14 protein-coding genes are annotated in these 18,466 nt (G+C 37.7%); 3 read left to right on the top strand and 11 right to left on the bottom strand.

What is annotated here, in order from left to right; translation table 11 throughout:
• Positions 1 to 77 precede the first annotated feature (77 nt).
• Together IGL17_RS00375 and fss1 are read right to left on the bottom strand one after the other, a co-directional pair.
• The gene (locus IGL17_RS00375; protein WP_016618545.1) at positions 78 to 992 is read right to left on the bottom strand and encodes a diacylglycerol/lipid kinase family protein; all 915 of its coding nucleotides are present in this window, start codon (positions 990 to 992) and stop codon (positions 78 to 80) included.
• A 273-nt stretch (positions 993 to 1,265) separates the two neighbouring features.
• A complete protein-coding gene (fss1, locus tag IGL17_RS00370) occupies positions 1,266 to 7,364 on the bottom strand; it encodes a fibrinogen-binding MSCRAMM adhesin Fss1 (RefSeq protein ID WP_154212441.1) in 6,099 nt (2,032 codons plus the stop codon).
• Positions 7,365 to 8,074: 710 nt separating this feature from the next.
• Between fss1 and IGL17_RS00365 the strand changes: the two genes are divergently transcribed.
• A complete protein-coding gene (locus tag IGL17_RS00365) occupies positions 8,075 to 9,562 on the top strand; it encodes a helix-turn-helix domain-containing protein (RefSeq protein ID WP_010775476.1) in 1,488 nt (495 codons plus the stop codon).
• Entirely contained in the window at positions 9,556 to 11,040 is a 1,485-nt protein-coding gene (locus IGL17_RS00360) for a helix-turn-helix domain-containing protein (protein WP_016618543.1), read from the top strand. The genes IGL17_RS00365 and IGL17_RS00360 overlap by 7 nt, the downstream gene beginning before the upstream one ends.
• Before the next feature lie 353 nt (positions 11,041 to 11,393).
• Here the strand turns inward: IGL17_RS00360 and IGL17_RS00355 are convergent, their stop codons facing one another.
• The 8 genes from IGL17_RS00355 to IGL17_RS00320 form a co-directional block, all read right to left on the bottom strand.
• Positions 11,394 to 11,573 (bottom strand): hypothetical protein, encoded by a 180-nt coding sequence (locus IGL17_RS00355; protein ID WP_002381345.1) that lies wholly within the window; start codon positions 11,571 to 11,573, stop codon positions 11,394 to 11,396.
• 20 nt (positions 11,574 to 11,593) lie between these two features.
• Positions 11,594 to 12,829: an MFS transporter gene (locus tag IGL17_RS00350; RefSeq protein WP_002356101.1), complete on the bottom strand. Its 1,236-nt coding sequence runs from the start codon at positions 12,827 to 12,829 to the stop codon at positions 11,594 to 11,596.
• Positions 12,830 to 13,195: 366 nt separating this feature from the next.
• The gene (locus IGL17_RS00345) at positions 13,196 to 13,438 is read right to left on the bottom strand and encodes a GlsB/YeaQ/YmgE family stress response membrane protein (RefSeq protein WP_002356092.1); all 243 of its coding nucleotides are present in this window, start codon (positions 13,436 to 13,438) and stop codon (positions 13,196 to 13,198) included.
• A 23-nt stretch (positions 13,439 to 13,461) separates the two neighbouring features.
• Positions 13,462 to 14,022 (bottom strand): Asp23/Gls24 family envelope stress response protein, encoded by a 561-nt coding sequence (locus tag IGL17_RS00340; RefSeq protein ID WP_002356090.1) that lies wholly within the window; start codon positions 14,020 to 14,022, stop codon positions 13,462 to 13,464.
• Between the two features lie 58 nt (positions 14,023 to 14,080).
• Positions 14,081 to 14,593 (bottom strand): Asp23/Gls24 family envelope stress response protein, encoded by a 513-nt coding sequence (locus IGL17_RS00335; RefSeq protein ID WP_016618541.1) that lies wholly within the window; start codon positions 14,591 to 14,593, stop codon positions 14,081 to 14,083.
• A 12-nt stretch (positions 14,594 to 14,605) separates the two neighbouring features.
• Positions 14,606 to 14,797, bottom strand: coding sequence for a DUF2273 domain-containing protein (locus IGL17_RS00330; protein WP_002356087.1), 192 nt, complete (start codon positions 14,795 to 14,797; stop codon positions 14,606 to 14,608).
• Positions 14,798 to 14,809: 12 nt separating this feature from the next.
• Positions 14,810 to 15,382: an alkaline shock response membrane anchor protein AmaP gene (gene amaP / locus IGL17_RS00325; RefSeq protein ID WP_002381343.1), complete on the bottom strand. Its 573-nt coding sequence runs from the start codon at positions 15,380 to 15,382 to the stop codon at positions 14,810 to 14,812.
• A 12-nt stretch (positions 15,383 to 15,394) separates the two neighbouring features.
• On the bottom strand, positions 15,395 to 16,288 hold the full coding sequence (locus tag IGL17_RS00320; protein ID WP_010775474.1) for an SDR family oxidoreductase: 894 nt from the start codon (positions 16,286 to 16,288) through the stop codon (positions 15,395 to 15,397).
• A 273-nt stretch (positions 16,289 to 16,561) separates the two neighbouring features.
• On the opposite strand from IGL17_RS00320, the gene IGL17_RS00315 reads away from it, so the two are divergent.
• Positions 16,562 to 17,215, top strand: coding sequence for a Crp/Fnr family transcriptional regulator (locus IGL17_RS00315; protein WP_002356081.1), 654 nt, complete (start codon positions 16,562 to 16,564; stop codon positions 17,213 to 17,215).
• Between the two features lie 41 nt (positions 17,216 to 17,256).
• Here IGL17_RS00315 and IGL17_RS00310 read toward each other — a convergent pair whose 3' ends face one another.
• On the bottom strand, positions 17,257 to 18,174 hold the full coding sequence (locus tag IGL17_RS00310; protein ID WP_016618539.1) for a helix-turn-helix domain-containing protein: 918 nt from the start codon (positions 18,172 to 18,174) through the stop codon (positions 17,257 to 17,259).
• Positions 18,175 to 18,466 lie beyond the last annotated feature (292 nt).

Here is an 18,466-nt window from a genome sequence, read left to right as displayed (position 1 = left end):
ACTCAACTGCCTCTCTTCTGTTCTATTGTACACAAAATGAGAAATCTATTCCACGAAAAAAATAACAGTTGTTTCTTTTATTCTTTCGTAGATGTGGACGTTTCAGGAACAAACACGTTGAGTCCCCCAGCTTCCACCGTTACTTTAATCGGTAAATCATCAGTAGGGTCGCCATCTGTTCGTGTTTGGACTTTCTTGTCTTTTTCGCCACTAATTTTAAATTGACTTCCAGAGAAATACACGACACCAGGAATTTCATTTAATTGTCCTCTGATAATTTTAGGTAAATAATAGACAAACTTGTAAAAAACTAACTTAGGCAAAATGATAATGTGCACTTCGCCGTCATCTGGCGTGGCATTGGCATCGAAATTGGTAAAGCCGCCAGCAGAATTCGTCATGGTCATCGTTAATAATTGGGCTTTGCCATGCCAACGTCTTTCATCGCCATCAATTTTTAGTTTGTACTTTTTCTTTTTCATTAATAAGCGGAAAAATTGCTTTGTAAAGGCTAAAGGACCATATTTTTGTTTCTCCTGTTGGGTCACATTTGCTGCTGTATCTGCTAATAGTCCAATCGTTAAGGTCGAAATCATCACATCTTGATTTACCATTCCAAAGTCAACTGGCGTGGTCTGTCCTGCCAAAATGGTCTCAAAGGCGTCTTCTTCTTTCAAAGGAATACTTAACACACGCGCAAAATTATTGACTGTTCCACCTGGAATAATCCCTATTTGATAGTCACGAATGGTGTCTTTAAAATTTTGAACGGCATGATGAATGGTCCCGTCACCACCAATAACGACCAAGACACCCACTTGATTTTCTTTGGCATTTTTCCGCATTTCTTCAGGATCAATGTCTGGATTGGAAGGTTGCAAAATAACCGCTTCCCCTTTCGCTTCTGCAGTTTTTTTAAAGCGTTCTGCAATCTCTTTACTTTCACTACTTCCTGAAGTTTCGTTGTATAAAACCATCATCTTTTTCATCATTCTATCCTCATATCTCTAACTAAATTTCTTGCACATGTAAAGTGTACAATATTTTAGCCAAAATACCTAAAGATAGCATCGAAAAACAAAGGCTGAGGCACAAGCGATTTGCTCCAAGAACTCAGTAAGTTCTGTTCAAAGGCTAAACTGCGATGAAGGCTTACCTGAGAATGTCAATAAGAAGGAGCTACTTTTGTTCAGTTGATTAGCTTAAGATGAAAAAACAGGCCATCCGTCGAAAGGACGGATGGCCTGTTTTTTTATAGCTTTTGCTTATTTCTTGCTCTTTTTATAGAAGAGCCAACATGCCAAACTGACCAACAGGAGGCCGATAAAGACAAAGAAGTAATTGACTTGTGTGTTGGTTTTCGGTAAACCAAGCCAACCTGTCTCTCTAGCTACTTGTTTCGTTGTTGGCTGATTTGGTTTTGTTTTTTTGGATACAGGTTGTTTCTCGTTAACAAACGTGCCCGCATCCACGAGTTCAGGTTTGTCTTTCGCTGTTGCCGCAATAGTGAATGCGACAGCTTGCTTAGACAGTTGGTAACCATCCGGTGCTTTTGTTTCCACAAAGGTATATTTTCCTGGTTGTAAGTGGTTCACTTGAACTAACCCTTGGCTGTCAGAACGTAATGAACGAGCGACAGTTTGCCCTGTCTCTGCATCTGTCACTTTAAATTCAGCACCTGCTAAGGCATTCTTTTGCTGATCAATTTTCACCAGCTTGGCAGCACCTTGGTAATTAATAAAAGGTGCTTTAAGTACCACAGTGGCTGGTTTGCCCTGGTTGTCTTTGGCAATCGTAAAGCTTGCGCTTGGCGTTTCATTAAGAAGATAGCCAGTTGGCGCTTGTGTCTCCACAAAACGATACGTTCCCGGTGCTAAATTTTTCGCAATGACTTTGCCTTGCTTGTCAGACATCAGATTAGTTTGTCCAGCCACGGTTTGCCCTGTTTCATCAATGACCTTAAACACCGCACCTGCCAATGCTTCACCTGTTTCGTTTTCTTTGGTTAATTGAGCAGTTCCTTGATAATTGATAAGATCGCCTAAAGCAATTGGCTGCTCTTTTCCTAATTGGGCGGTTACATCAAATGGATGTGGCGTTGTGTCTAACAGATAGCCTGTTGGTGCTTTCGTTTCCACTAAAACGTAATGCCCTTCATTTAGCCCTTTAGCGTAAATTTCGCCAGTCTTATCCGTTGTTATTTCAGAAACTTTTTCTCCTGCACGATTCAAGAATGTTATCGGTGAACCTTGGGGCTGATTCTGCTCATCGGCATTGTAAATTGCAAAAACTGCACCCGCTAAGGTTTGACCTTGCTCAGTGACTTTACGTCCCGTTACTTCCGCTTGATAATTCACAAATTCTAACTCATCTAGTGGTTGTTTATCATTTGAATTCTTCTTCACTACAAAATAAATGGGTTGTTTATTGACGATATAGCCATCCGTTGCATCCAGTTCATCTAATTCATAGCTACCAGCGCCTAAATCCTCCATAGCCAATGAACCATCTTTTTCAGCAGTTACTTCTCTTTCAAAGATTTTTTCCCCGTTTTCGATTCGATACAATTTAAAAATTGTTCCTGGAAGTGGGTTCGCATTGGCATCAATTTTCTTAAAGACGGCGCGTCCTTTGAAATTGGCGAAGGCCCCTAATTGGAAGATCTCCGGATCACCTTTGAAATCACCACGAATTTCTACTTTTACTAATTCAGGATAAATAATATAATCTGCGCCATCTGGTAATTTTGGTGCTTTGATTTCTTTGTAATAATAGGTACCTGGCGCCAAGTCTCTAAAGATAATTTTGCCATCTTTGCCACTCGTTGCTGTAATCCCTAATGATTGTTTATTGTGATCATATAATTCAAAAATAGCACCTGCTAATGGTTGGTCTGCGCTATTCGTTTTCACGATTTGGAAAGCCCCTTTGTAATTCACAAAGTTGTCACTAGCAACCACGACCGCTGGTTTACCAGCATTTTTCTCAGCAATTTCAAATGGGACTGGCGTGGTATTTAATAAATAGCCTGTTGGTGCTTTGGTTTCTACAAAGCGATATTTACCTGGGGCTAAGTGCTCTGCAATAATTTCCCCTTGATTATTTGTCGTCAAGCCTGTTTGAATCGTTTGTCCCTTCGCATCAAGCACTTTAAATGTCGCACCACTTAATAAGTGTCCATTCACATCTTTTTTGATTAATTTAGCTGCGCCTTGATAGTTAACAAAGTTAGCCGTTGCTATAACTGTTGCTGGTTTGCCCCGATCGCTTGCTGCAATCGTGAAAGCACTTGGTTCAGTGTTTAAAAGGTACCCTGCTGGCGCTTTAGTTTCCACAAATTGATATTTTCCTGGGGCTAAATCCGTCACTGTGACTTTTCCGTTTGCATCCGAAACTACGTGTTCTCGAACCGCTTGTCCTGTGGCATCAAGGACTGAAAATTCAGCACCTGCTAATGGATTGCCTGCTTGGTCTTTTTTAATTAGCTCAGCAGAACCTTGGTAATTCAGCATTTTAACGTGAACGTCACGAATTTGCCCACTCATACTTTGTGTCACAATGAATCGTTTTGGCCTAGTATCTAAAAGATAGCCTGTCGGTGCTTCGATTTCTGTGAACTGATAAAGCCCTGGTTTTAAACTATCCACCTCTAACTGGCCATTCTCGTTGGTTCGATCCGGCGCAAGGGGAACTTCTTCCCAATGAGTAAACGGCGTGGTTACGGCATGCTCTAATTTAAAGCGAGCATTGACTAACTTTTTACCCTTCTCATCCATTTTTTCTAAAAATACTTTATTGACATCGTTTTTAATAATGGTTGGTTGTGCTCCTTCGGCTGAAGTTTCTTCATCAATAGTAATGACTCGGCCTTTAGCTAATTCGTCCGAAACTGTATAGCCTTCTGGTGCTTTTGTCTCCACCAAAATGTATTGCCCTTGCGGCAACCCACCAAATGTGATAACCCCAGTGGCGTCTACTGTACCTTCACGTAGGACTTGTGTTTTAGCTTGGTCCCAAATTTGGAAATGGGCGCCTGCTAAAATAGTCGTCCCATCCATGGCTGTTTTCTTCAGCTGAATTTTGCCTTTGGTTCCTGTAGCATGCCCGCCACTGTGATCAATGTCAACGACCACATCGCCATTGTCATCCCCATGAACGACTTCTGAACCATTTCCAGTAATTGACACTTGGTTGGATACCGTGTCTGTACTCCCCGCCGCTGAAGAAGTCACTAAACTACGATATTCCATATAATAAGGTGCTTCAATATGAGCCATTTTAACGACAATTTTTTGTTGTCCTGTTTCATTATCGGTGGTAACTTCCAGTGTGTAATCTTTTCCTTCTTCTAAAATAACAGATTTATCTGGCGTAATCGTTCCGTCTTCTGTTACGTTGGTACCGTAAATCACCAATGATTCGGGATCTAGCACTTGGTTTGGTGAGGGTGTATCAGTAATAACCACATCGTCTAAAACCGATTGGGCGCCATTGATCATTACATGCCAGTACACATGATCTGGATCATCTTTGTGGTATTCGCCACCTTTTTTCACTGATTCGCCACCATGTTGAATAGAAACTTTTCCTGTCACATCACGTGAAGAACCTTGGTTTGTATAAGATGCGGTATTGTCATAACTAGCCGAACCTTCGATAACTTTTTCATCAACAGACGTCTTAAATTCAATCACATACGTACGACTATCATTAGGAAAATCAACACGCCAAGTATTTTGGTTTTTCTCGCTTGGTTCTTCCATTGTGATATCCGTCAACGGTTGCGTTGGTTTCACTTTTTCAACCGAACCATCTGGCTTTGTATTGCCTTCATAGACTTTCAAGCTCCCAGCCAAATAGGTTTGATTGGCTAAAATTGGATCCGTCAAAAAGGCGTCGACTAAACGATTATTACTTAAATTCACCGCAAGCGTCCAAGTGATTTCTTTGGTGACGGCATTGTAAACACCGCTTTTTTGCGCATTTAAATCAAAAGCAGGTAAAGGTTTAAACGGTTTACTATCTTCTGAATGATGATTGTTTCCTGCTTCATCCGTCCAATCAATGGCAGCAGTATTTCGGTAATGGTCCAACGCGGGATCATTAGCGTCTAACTCGGTAACATCGAAAAAGGTAGTATAGGTTATGTGGAAAGCATCACTTGTTTTGGCATACGCCCCTATAAAACTTACCTTAAAGCCTGTTTCACCATCTGCATTACGAGTTATTTCTACCATGAAATCCTTGCCTAACGTCAACTGAGCACCAGTGGTTGTATCTTTAACAACCAACGAATTGGGTACCATAGTTAAGCCAGGAACTGGTTCGTACGTATCCGTAATCACGGCGTTTTCCATCAAATAATTATTTTGATTCACAGCTAACGTCCAGCCAATCGTTGAATTTTGATAATCAACTGCACCAGTGTTTTTAATAATATTTTGTTGACTGGCTGTGCCATCACCTTCTGAATGCTGACCAGTGCCGACATCCACACGATTATTCACGGCAACATCGCCTTCGACAATTCCATCAACTTTGGTTTTATAATCAATCTTGACTGCGCCATTCACATCATGTAAAAAGTCAATTGCAAAGGAACCGTCTCCGTTGATTACCACTTTGTAATCTTTTCCTTCCACAAGTTCTGCTCCAACGACTTCATTTCCTTTGTCATCAAACGTCACTGAATATAAATGTAAAGAATCTGGTTCAAACGTTAAATTATCCCCCATTGTGTCTGTAATGACTGCTTGGTCTTTTGGAATGGTTTGTTCACCATAGTTGTAGTTAATTTCCCAAGTGAATTCTTGATTGGTTTCATCGTAATCTATATTGCGCTTGTCTAACATTTTGCCATAGGTTGCCGTCACAGTTGCTTCAGCATCTAACCCATTTGGATTATTATCACTTGTTAACGTCGCGTGATTTTTAAAAGGCACGTCGCCGCCGCCATCTGGAATAACCGCCTCGTCAATCGTCGTTTGGTACTCAAGACGATACGCTTTGTTGGTGTCACCTTTAATCGTCACATTGCCATTTTTATCAACGGTATATTCATCTGGACTAAGTTCACGACCCACTTCTTTAATTGTTCCATCAAGATTCATCACTAACTCATAGACTTTCACGGACTTAAAGGTATTCCCTGTTGGCCATGTTTCCGTCACAGTTGGATTTGTTTGATCTTTCATCGCTTGATTGATATCTACCGTCCAAGTAATCGCACTAGGATTGGGCGTTCGATCAAAATGGCCTTGTTTATCAATTTGTTGTTCGGTATCTGGGACAATCGGAATCACTACAGGCGGCAAATCTTCTTGTGTAGGAATATCAATCACCCAATCTCCTGGGCCCCGCCCATCTGAATCATTCAAATGAGTATCTAAAGAAAAGTCCCCGTGAATGTCACTTTCAGACGTGATTCGCTCATTAAAGGTAAAACGAACCGTACCATCTTCACTAATTGTGTAGGTTCCATAGACATTGCCTTCCGCATCAACTAAATCACCTGAACCTGGTTTATTAGGTTTCAAATTGCCAGGTAATTGAAACTCGAAGTAATCGCCTGCTTTCATTTGTTCTCGTACATCTTCTGGAATCGACCAGTTAAAGTTCCAATGAATGGTCACATCTTCTTTATACGGCGGTGTTGCTGGTGTGCCATCAGGATTTAAATAAATCGGATCTTCAAAATTATCGATAATCGTTGTTTCATCACCTGTAAAATAGTTACTGATATTTGTTGGTCCTGCTACGCGCGGTTTGACAGTCGTAGACTCGGTTGTTTTACTTTCTACCGCTTTCGTCGTGCTGGCGACAGTTTCTTTGGACGAACGAGGAACAGAGGATTTTGTAGATGCTTCTTCTGTTGAACCTTCATTCGCTGTTGCGGCTGGCGAACTCGTGATTACCGTTGATTCTGTCGGATCAGTACCAGTATTTAACGTCAACGCTCGTTGTTGTTGTCCATAAGAAAACGTCACATCTTCTGTAGCTTTAGGGTTCAACGTTAAGACTAACGTATCTGCTAACGCTTGCTGATTCAATTCAATTTGAATCTGTTTCTTCTGGTCATCTACTTGAATCTTGCGCGTATTATTGGGCGCTGCCCAATGTGCAGCTTTGATTGACATATTGGCACTATAATGCACTACAACCTCTTGTGTTGCTGGTTGTGCTTTTCCTTGAAGCGCTAAGGTCATTTCTTGCTGGCTGGTTTGCTTCACTTCTCCTAACGTTAACTGACCATCGCTGTTAACCTCTTCCGCCAAAGCCATGAGTGGTGTGCCATAATTTAGAACAAGTAACAAACACATCAACCCGTAGAGCCAACGGTTTACCATTGGACCATTCTTTCTCATTTCTTTCATCCTTCCTCTACTAACGACACATAGAAGAGAACGTTCACTTCGTACCAATTTTTTATTTTAAACCAAATAAGTGAGTGCTCTTCTGTTGTCTTTCTTCCTTGCTAAAACAGACAGCCAACACACCTTTTCTTTTTATCTCCTCAAAACGCAGTCTTACTTCGAATGCGGATTCATTTTCTGCTTTTTCCTATAGACTCTTCTATAAGAATAAGAAGAGTATAACGAGATTTTTCAGCAAAAATTATCAACAACTTCTCCTCCAAATAGAAAAAGTTGATGAAATCCCAGAAACCCTTTTCATCTTTATGAAAACACTCCTTTAATCCTTTTTTATTTGTACTAGTCCTTCTTCCACTATACCGTTTTTTTAATTTTTTTTCATAAGAACTAACCAGACAAAAAAGCCTATTTGTATAAGCTATTTAAGCTAAAAAATCAATAGACTCAAATTATCATTTTTGTTATTTAAATGTTTTATATAAACCATTTGTTTTTCTTAATAATTTTTTGCTCTATCATTTTTTATCCGCATTTTCTTCTATTTAACACATTTAGTTCTTCTTGATTTTTAAGAATAGATACAGTAGCATAAGAACAACTAGTTCTTTCACTGGCAATTGTCAATGTCGCTTAGAAAAGAATGTTTTATCTGTATTATCTGAAAAATCAAACAAGCGTAACCAATTAGAAAGGTGGTTATTATGCATAACTTATTAACCAAACAGGAAATTCAGTTACTTTCCCTAATTGAATACTTGTATGACAGTAAAGAAAAAGTCCCCATGCAAGTACTCCGGCGAAAATATGAATTTTCCCATTACAATATCAACAATTTATTGAATCAATTAACTTTATTAATTTCTCGAGTCAATACACATGAAAATGTACATATTCGCATTATTAATAATCAACAGTCCATAGAATTAGTCGCCGATGAAAATATCCCGATTGAGTTAATGAAAGAAGCCGTAGTTCGCGGGTCATTAACTTATATGTTAGCCTTAGATTTACTTTTAAAACGCTATACTTCAGCCAAAGATTTTTGTGAAGAGCATTTCATTAACTTTTCTATTTTCAAACAAGTCAGTGACCGTTTAAACAATTATCTAGCTAGATTTAATTGTTATTTAAATTTAAAAAGGCGAGAAAAAATTTGTGGCAAAGAGAAAGATTTTCGTAGTTTCTTTTACTCCTTATTTTTCATTTCAGGAACTTCTCTCGTTCCTTTTTTATCTAAAACCAATCAAGCGCAATTGCAGAATTTTATTGAAATCATCAAAAACCGTTATCCTTACTTTACATATACCGATTTACGCAAATTAAAATTAATTATGTCCATAGGTTTACTCCGTTACCAATCTGATTTTACAATCAGCGATTATCCTGAAATTGCTACGATCAATTTAGCCTTTCCTTATTCAGAATTTCAATTATTAGTGAATGATTGTTTTATTAATGAACAAAAAGAACCCGACACATGGCGGGCTGAAATTCGTTTCTACTATGATTTTTTCAGTACATTAACGATGTATTCACTTGAACAAATAGAAACAGTCAACTTTGCCAACTTAGCGATTATGGGCATGGATGAAAGTCCCCATGTCACCTGGATTTTTGAAAAATGTACGCAATTACAGTTGGATTTAAGCGCAATAGAAGTAGTCTTTTTGTTGGTTAATTTATCCAATGCCAGTGAACGACTGATTCATTTCCCTGTGGAAGAGGAATTGAGCTATGAGGTTGCTAATGTCTCTTTGTATGAAAAACAATACCCAAATGTTTCACGAACAACCAACTATTTCTTAAAGCGTTTGCCTTTTGACAAACAACATCCACTAGATGCGTTATTTAAAGAAACCATTTTTCTAATTATTCGGAGCGTTTTATTAAATAAACAAATTCCTGTTAAAATTTTACTTCATTCATCTATTAATCAGATACAAGAAAATTGGTTAGCGAAGGAAATCAATAATTATTGCGATGTTCCTTTGAAATTTGTTAATCATATTCAAGAAGTGCCTGACTTAGTCATTACTGACAAAAATAATCCGCTTTTTCACGCCAGTAAAACCTTTTATTGGCATCCCGTTCCTTATTTAGACGAATACCATAACTTAAAACAAGTCGTCCGCAAAATTTATTTTGCCAAATTACGTGGGGAAAACAGTTTGGAGGGAATCGGATGTTAACAGGATTACTTGATGTACCTTATCGTAAAAGTTTTGCTCTTTTAGAAGAATTACTCGAACGTCGTGAAGCAGAAGAGCAAACATTGGCGATTTCTACTTTAGCCACTCAATTAAAAATGCAACAAAATACCATTCTACAATCTGTAGCTTTGCTCCAAACAGAAATTGAAAAAAACGGCTGGGAGAACTTATTTTCTTTATCAGCAACTGCTAAAGAAATCACATTTTGGTTTGCACCCTATTTCCAACTGTCGTTTTTGATGCCCTACTTTGTCAAAAAAAGTTTCGCGTATCAAGTGCTGACCTATGCCTTTAACCATAATGCAATTGATAGCAAACATTTTGAAAAAGTCCTAGAAATTTCTTCATCAACCTTTACGCGAAAAATTGGACAATTAAACCAATGGCTCCAAAAATATCAGATTGAAATCAATTTAAAACGTACCAATGTGTTGGTGGGCAAAGAAAAAGATATCCGGATTTTCTTTATGATGCTTTTTTGGAACAATTACTCTGAAGGGGATTGGCCGTTGCACACGATTACTAAAAAAGAAGTCCATAGTCTCTTTCGACGTTTAAAACACTCTGTTTCTTTCAATACAACACAAGATTTTACAAAAGACTTGATTTTTTCTGCGGTGATTTTAGCGCGTTGGAAAGAGGGCTTTTTTATCAAAGAAACTTTCGTAGAGGAAGAAGCGATTGTTAATCCCTTTGTTAATCTGAGTGAATTTGAATTATTTTTTAAAGAAGAAGCTTTACACCAAGTTCCAACAAAATTTATACAAAAAGAAGGGCTTTTTGCCTTTTTCTTATTAACGATTAGTGTCAGCTACGCCACACAAGAGGTCTTGGAAATTCCAGCAGCACGGATGCATATGGTCCAGCTATTAGGCTCACCCATTAAAGAGATCATTTATCAACTGACGTCTTTTTATCAAATTAAATTGACATTTCACGAGTACCTTTATCTATATACTTCTATCCAAAATTTAAGTGTCTTTTTTAAGACCTTTGTTACGATTGCCAATCCATTTGTGCAAGAAAGCTTTTTAAAAGAAGCACTTCAAAAAAATCCGAGTCTCTACAAAGATGTGAAGCGACTTACAATTGAAATGCTTCCAACATTGATGGGCAATGAAAAATTGTTAGTTGACTGCTTGTTCATTCTTTTCTGTACACTGAAAACGAAATCTTTACCACCGATTCGTGTCTTAGTACGGACCAACCAAAGTAACTTAATTTTAGATACCCTTTATGAAAAGCTAAGTAAAGCCGTGGATAAAAAATTAATTTTTGTCGCTTCACCAGAAAAGCCTTTCGATGTAATTATTACAAATATCTTTTCAGAAATTAGTGTCAAATCAACGATTCCTACTTATTATGTTGACTTTTCCGCTAGCATTGGTGAACTAGCGCAGAGCTTAGAAAACTTAAATACACAAATTGTCACCAAACAAAGTCCACGCCACTTTTAAAAGTTTTCACGTGAAACATTTTAAGTGATAAAAATAAGCAAGAGGAGGTCGGGACAGAAGTGTTTAGCTCCGAGAAATAAGAAGGAATTTCCGAAAATTGTTCTTTAATTTTTGGAGAATTTCGGCTTATTTCCGAAGGAGTCGCTTCTGTTCCCGCCGTTTATCAGTTTTTGAGCATGGAGCAAAAATCCAAAGTGATTTTTGTCCCACGCTCTTCTTGCTTATTTCCCTTAAATTACAAAAAACGTCAAAAGGTAGCAGAAAAACTGCTACCTTTTGACGTTACGAAAATTTTTCAATGTTCCACTCCAGTGATAACAAAGCGTGGAACGTTCATTTACTAACTACTCACTTTACATGACGTTGTTATTTTCTGTCACCAATTCTAGCTCTTGCAAGTAATGATCCAAAGTCGCGTGATGTTGATCGACATCGGCTAACTCTGTTTCAATTTTAGCTAAACGCGTGTTCATGCGTTGAATTTCCGTTAGTGTTTGTTGTAAAACGTTTAAAATCCGTTCATCGTTAGGCATTGAAATCACTCCTTGTCCATTTATAGTTCTGAGCCGTGTTCAATCTCTTCAATCGTTTCAAGAGACAAATCTTTGGCATCATTTTTAGCTTTGTGGAAGACCATATATAAAATGGTACAAACGATTGGGATACAGCCTGCTAAGAAGTACATTTGTTGGAATGACATAAAGTTACGTAATTCACCTAAAACGTACGGACCAACCCCTAATCCAAGGTCTAAACCAATGAAATAAGTCGATAAAGCAATCCCGATACGGTGAGGACTTGGGCTTTCTTGAAGACAAACCGCTTGGCCATTTGACATGAAAGTCCCATAACCTAAGCCAATTAACCCACCTGAAACTAATAACATCCAACCAGACGTAGTCATACTTAATAAGAACAAGCCTAGTGTTAAGAAAATGTAGCTCGGATACATGACGTAGCGTTCCCCTTTGACATCGAAAATCCGACCTGTCGATGGACGTGTTAAGGTAATCACGACCGCATAGACGATAAAGAAGAAGGTGCTGACGTCAACTAAATCGATTACTTTGACATAAGAAGATAAGAAAGATAAGACACTTGAATAAGCAAGCCCCATTAAAAAGGCGATAAATGTAATAAATAAAACTTTCTTTTCAACAAAACTATCAAAATTCCATTTAGATAAAGCTTCACGATGTTCAGGTGTTAACTCAATATTTTTCACTGGGAAAATGAAGCAAGCAATGGTTGTTAACAAAATTAAAATAATTGAAAAGTTAATAATGACATGGAAGTTGGAAACATTTAACAATAACATCCCAATAAATGGCCCAATGCCGGCTGCCAAACTAGTACTCAAACCATAATAATTGATCCCTTCCCCTTTTTTGTTTTTAGGGATATAGGCGGTAACAATTGCGTTGGTCGCTGTCGAAACGGTTCCGTAACCAAACCCATTTAAAAAACGGACCAGATAAAGAATGCCCATACTTGGCATATACATATACGCAACAGTCGTTAAAAGATAAAACAAAGCCCCATAACGTAAGACTTGTTTGCGCCCAATCAGTTCAAGGAGTTTCCCCATGAAAAGTCGTGCAAGCAATGTCCCGATGATGTAAATTCCTGAGGCCAAACCCGCTTGACCTAAAGTAGCGTGTAAGCTATCTTGCGCAATCACCGCAATAATAACCATTAATAAATAATAAACAAGATAGACAATGAAATTAATCACTGTAATACTGATAAAGCCTTTATTCAAAAGCTTTGTTGGTGTTTGTTCTGTCATAATTCTTTGGATTCCTCTCTCTTTTGTTCTGTTTATTTTGTGTTGCTATTTTTCAATAAAAGACCGCTATCCCCTCACTTTGATGACTTATCAAAAAATTTTCTGAAATTCATTTGCAGTTATTACTATACGAGATATCCGTTACAAAAAAATGTAAATTTGTGAATGATAAACGTTATCTACAAATAACTTCAACAAATGTTGTTGATTTTTGTTGAAAAGCCAAAATGACTAATGATTTTAATTAAAATAAGCTCTTGGCTACTTGCTCAAAATTTACTTTTCATACGAAACTTCCTCATACATAGAAAAAGAAAAATAGGACATAAGCCGAAACGACTTATGCCCTATTTTTTTAAACTTTCTCTATTTTCGTCCTAAAATCCATGAAACGATGGCAACTAAAATCACTGCCCCGATAATCGATGGCACAATAGCCATCCCAGCTAAGCTTGGTCCCCATGTGCCTAAAATGGCTTGACCAATTGTTGAACCAACTAACCCTGCAATGATATTGGCAATAATGCCCATTGATGATCCTTTTTTAGTAATTGCTCCAGCGATTGCCCCAATGACCCCGCCGACAATTAATGCCCAAATAAAGCCCATGATTGTTTCCTCCCTTTAACCGTTTATTCTACACGTGGTTCCATATTTTCTTTGACTTGTTCTGTTCCTTTATTCACAGCTTTTTTTGCTTTTTCTGTTTGTTCAGAAGCAAATTCACCGGTACTTTTGGCAGCGCCTGTGACTTTATCTTGAACCGTTTCGCTATCTTCTTCGTATTCTTCTTTTGATTTGATATCAACTACGTTAACATTCACTTCAATCACATCTAAGTGGGTCATTTTTTTCACTTCACGGCTGATTAATTCTTTCATTTTTTCGTAAATGTCTTGAATATCTTTGCCGTATTCTACCACGATATCCATATCAACAGCGACTTGTTTTTTACCAACTTCGGTATCAATACCAGCTGTGACGTTATCTGTGTTTACTAATTTTTCAGCAATATTTGAGAAAAAGCCGCCATCGACTGTTAATAGACCATCGACATTTTCTAAGGCTAAACCGATAATTTTTTGAACGACTTTATCTTCAAATGTTAATTCACCTTTGATTGCATGATCTTCTGGTGTGTGTGGTCCGTTTCCTGCTGGTTTTGGTACATTATTGAATTTTTCGTTACTCATGGTTCATTCCTCCTAGTTTCTTCTATTATTGCTTTATTTTTAATAAAATAATAACCAATTATTGAACACGAGGTGCCGTGTTTTCTTTGACTTTTGTCTTGCCTTTAGTTACCGCATGTTTGGCTTTATTGGTTTGTTTTGACATAAAACTACCTGTCGCTTCAGCGGCGTTGCCAAGTTTATCTTGGACTGTTTCACTTTCTTCTTGGTACTCTGCTTGTGTTTTGATATCTACTACGTTGACATTGACTTCGATTACTTCCAAGTGAGTCATTTGTTGGACTTCACGAGTAATAACCTCTTTCATTTGATCATAAATGGTCTCGATATCTTTCCCATATTCGGCTACAATGTCCATATCCACTACGACTTGTTTTTTGCCGACCTCGGTGTGAATGCCTGTTGTAACATCTTCACTGTTAATCATTTTATCTCGTAAATTCGAGAAAAAACCACCGTCCACAGTTAACAAACCGTCGACTTCTTCCAAAGCAATGCCAATAATTTTTTGGATTACTTTATCCTCAAACGTCAACTCACCTTTAACAATCGATACATTTGCATTTTCCATAGCCAAAACCTCCTATTTATGATGAAAATAATTTTTGACAATGCCTGTCTGTTCCAAATACAAACCTAGCCAAATACCTAGTCCTGTCAGGAGTACTACTAACAATGTTTTAAAGAAGCCGATTGACAGAAACAAGATTGCAAAAACCAAGCCGACTAGGCCACCAATTAACGGAACGGCATATTGTTTTATCCATTCAACCATTGTACATCCCTCCTACTCCACACGTGCTTGTGTTTGCTGTTGTTGTGGTCGTTTCATTGATTGAATATCTTCAAAATGAACATCAATCGTAATCTTGTGACCAGTCCCCACCAAACGAGCAAGCCGTTCTTCCATTGTTTTTGACCAAGCTTCTGTTTGTCCAATTAAATCTGCCGTTCGTTTCAGTGTGCCTTTGACATTGACCTTAATGCGCCGTTTTGTCGCCTTTACACGAATGGTTGGTGCTTCCAGAAAGTCACTGTCTTGCAAGCTAGAGCGTACAAATCCTTCGATGGCTTTACGGTGTAACACTAACTTTCCTTGCTCTTCTTTTAATTCAAACGTGCCTTTTCTTCTTGGGAATAAAAGAATGAATAAAAATAGAAAGAGCATAATTCCTAGTAAAACCAGCGCTACCCAAAAAATTGCTTGACGTGCGTACTCGTTGTCTTGCAAGAACCATTGGACATTATCTGGTGGTTGCCAAGCTGTATCGGCTGACCAAGTGGTAATGGCCACCGCGCCAAATAATGCCATTAAAATCAGTGAACCTAGAAGCAAAAGTATTTTAACAACTTTATTCACGGAACATCCCTCCTAAAGATTAATTGCTTCTCCACCAGTTACGCCATAAACTTGAGCCGTAACATAACTTGCATCATTGGACGCCAAGAAAACATAAACAGGGGCTAATTCAGCAGGCTGACCCGCACGTTCCAGTAAAGAATGTTGCCCAAATTCTGGCAACTCTTCAATTGGTTGTCCATGATCTAACTGTAACGGTGTCCAGATTGGTCCTGGAGCCACGCCATTTACCCGAATGCCTTTTGGTGCCAGTTGTTTTGCTAAACCAACGGTAAAGTTGGCAATTGATGCCTTCGTTGCTGCATAATCCAACAAATGCTCACTGGGATTAAAGGCTTGGACGGAAGTCGTTGTCACAATACTACTTCCGGCAGGCAAGTGAGGCACTGCTGCTTTGACAATGCCAAACATCGCAATAATATTGACATGGAAAGTGTCTATCACTTGTTCCATTGGTAATTCTTCAATAGCGGCACAGGAAATTTGTTGGGCAGCATTTAAAACAAGGGTATCCAAGCCGCCTAATGCTTCACGAGCTTGTGCAACCAATTCTTCAGGTGCCTGTTTATCTCTTAAATCTGCTGGCAAAAGAATGACTTTTCGGCCAGCTTCTCGTATATAGTGCGCCACTTCTTCGGCGTCTTTTTCTTCACCTGGGAAAAAATGTAAGGCGATATCTGCGCCTTCGCGAGCAAAAGCAATCGCCGCAGCTCGTCCAATCCCAGAATCACCGCCTGTAATTAATACCCGACGATTTTCTAATTTGTGATTTCCGACATAGCTGTCTTCCCCACAATCTGGTTTAGGGACCATTTTGTCCTGTAATGCGGGAGTTTCTTGATCTTGTTGCGGAAATCCATCACTATAAAATAACTTTCTTGGGTCTTTTAAGTTTGGTTCTGTCATTAAATCTCCTCCCTTTCTACTATTACCTTAATACAATTTTTTCTTTTTGAAAAATATTTGAGCACATAAAATAAAAAAAATATTTTTAATACTCATTAAGCGAAATTTTTGGCAAAATTATCTAAAAGTTGATTTTATTTTTCAAAATAGCGTTTAATTGACCTTTTTTATCAACATTTGTTATTGACATATGATGTCCAATTCGCTTAAATAAGAAAGAAGCCCAACAGGCAAAAACAAAAATATTTAGAGATAATTGAGGAGTTACCGCCAATGAGAAATGTTTTACAAGACTACTTAGATGAACATTCCTTTCGAGTCGTTGTAAAAAAGAAGAAAAATTATTTAACTTATGAAGGACTGCAAGATCGTTATGCCTATATTTTAAAAAGTGGCATCATCAAAACTAGCGTTATTTCCAAAGACGGTCGTGAATTTAATTTACGTTATATCAACAATTTGGAAATTGTTTCATTGCTACGTGATGAATATTCAGAATTTATTGATGCACCTTTTAATATTCGCATCGAATCTCCACAAGCAGAACTTTACCAAATCGACCGTGTTCAATTTTGGCGGGATATCAATAATAGTAAAGACTTGCAAATGTATGTCAAAGAATACTATCGGGACCGTTTAATGCATTCCATGAAAAAGATGCAGCAAATGTTGATGAATGGCAAATTTGGGGCCGTTTGTACACAAATCTATGAAATGTACGATTCATTTGGCGTAGAAACAGAGGAAGGTATTTTAATTGATTTCGTGGTGACCAATGAAGAAATTGCGCATTTTTGCGGGATAACTTCTGCTAGTAGCGTTAACCGGATGATGCAGCAACTAAAAGAGTTAGGGGCAATTGAACTACGTAACCGCAAAATTTTGATTAAAGATTTAGATATGATTAGAGATAACATTATTGTTTAACATCAGTACCCCCGCAAGTTTGACCTTGCGGGGGGTGCTTTTTATTTTTCAGTAACAATATTCAATGGAAACTGACCTTTTTCTAAATTAAATGTCCGGCCAGCCGTCAGCTGAAGCATTTCTTTTTTCATGCCTTCCGCCAAACGTACATCGCCAAAACTTTCAATCATATCAATAACGGCGATTACTTCTTTATAGTATCTCATTTTGCCAGTGTACAGATAATACGTAAGGTTTTTTAAGTAACGTAAGTTAAAATGAATATAGTAAATTTCAGCAGGAATCGTGGTAACACTCACTAGCGCTAAATATTCCCGAGCTTTCGCATAATTTTTCTTATAAAGTTCCCCAGTAATGATATTCAGGTAAAAACCATAGGCAACATTTAGTGTTTGGGTATCACGTAATTCAGCATCTTTGACAGGAAACATCTGCTCAAGAATCTGAAGGACTTCACTTTCAGAAAACAAGGCGGCAGGATTAGTCACCATTTGATAATCATAGTATGTATAGTAGCTTTTGCTAGAGATAAGCGCGAGAATTACCATTCGATCGGTTTCATCAAATTCTGGAATTTCCTCCCAATCATTACTAAACGTTAATTTAATATCCGTGTAAATAGACATTTCCAACGCATTTTTATGAGGATTGCGCTCTAATTGATAAAAATAATGAATCAGATTCTTTTTTTCACTTGTATTGTTCAACCCCATTTGACAACATTCAATTTGATGTTTGACTTCTGAAGAAGCCATGATTCTCGTATCAGATACCATAAAAAAAAATTCATTAAAAGTAATCCCCAATGACTGTAACGCCGTCATTAAATCCTCGTAACTTAGCTTGGCTTCACCAATTTCGATTCTTCGATAGGTTTGTTTCCCCTTTTTTGGCAAAACATCTTTCTGAGCAATTTTTTTCTTTTTTCTAAAATATTTTAGAGCACCTAGTACATCCATAATATCCTCCTCCTATAACAAAATTAATATTAAGTATTATTTTTTTATTAACATAAAAATCCAAAAAATGTCTATATAGCTTAAAAAAACTGGCATAACCATTAATAATTCTTTTGAAATATTTGTTTATATTATTTTTACGATTATAATATTGTAATATTTTGATAACCATAAAAACTTATATACTTAACTTCCCTTGAAAAAACCAAAAGAAATGTTCTATAATAGAAGTCAACATAGCTAACATAGAAGGAGGTTTTGCATATGTTTGGTTTTGATATCAGCTTATTCC

Origin of the sequence: Enterococcus sp. AZ088, from assembly GCF_051714845.1 — a bacterium.
GTDB lineage: Bacteria > Bacillota > Bacilli > Lactobacillales > Enterococcaceae > Enterococcus > Enterococcus faecalis.
The sequence above is the reverse complement of the archived record's forward strand: the minus strand, read 5'-3'. Positions and strand labels throughout refer to the sequence as shown.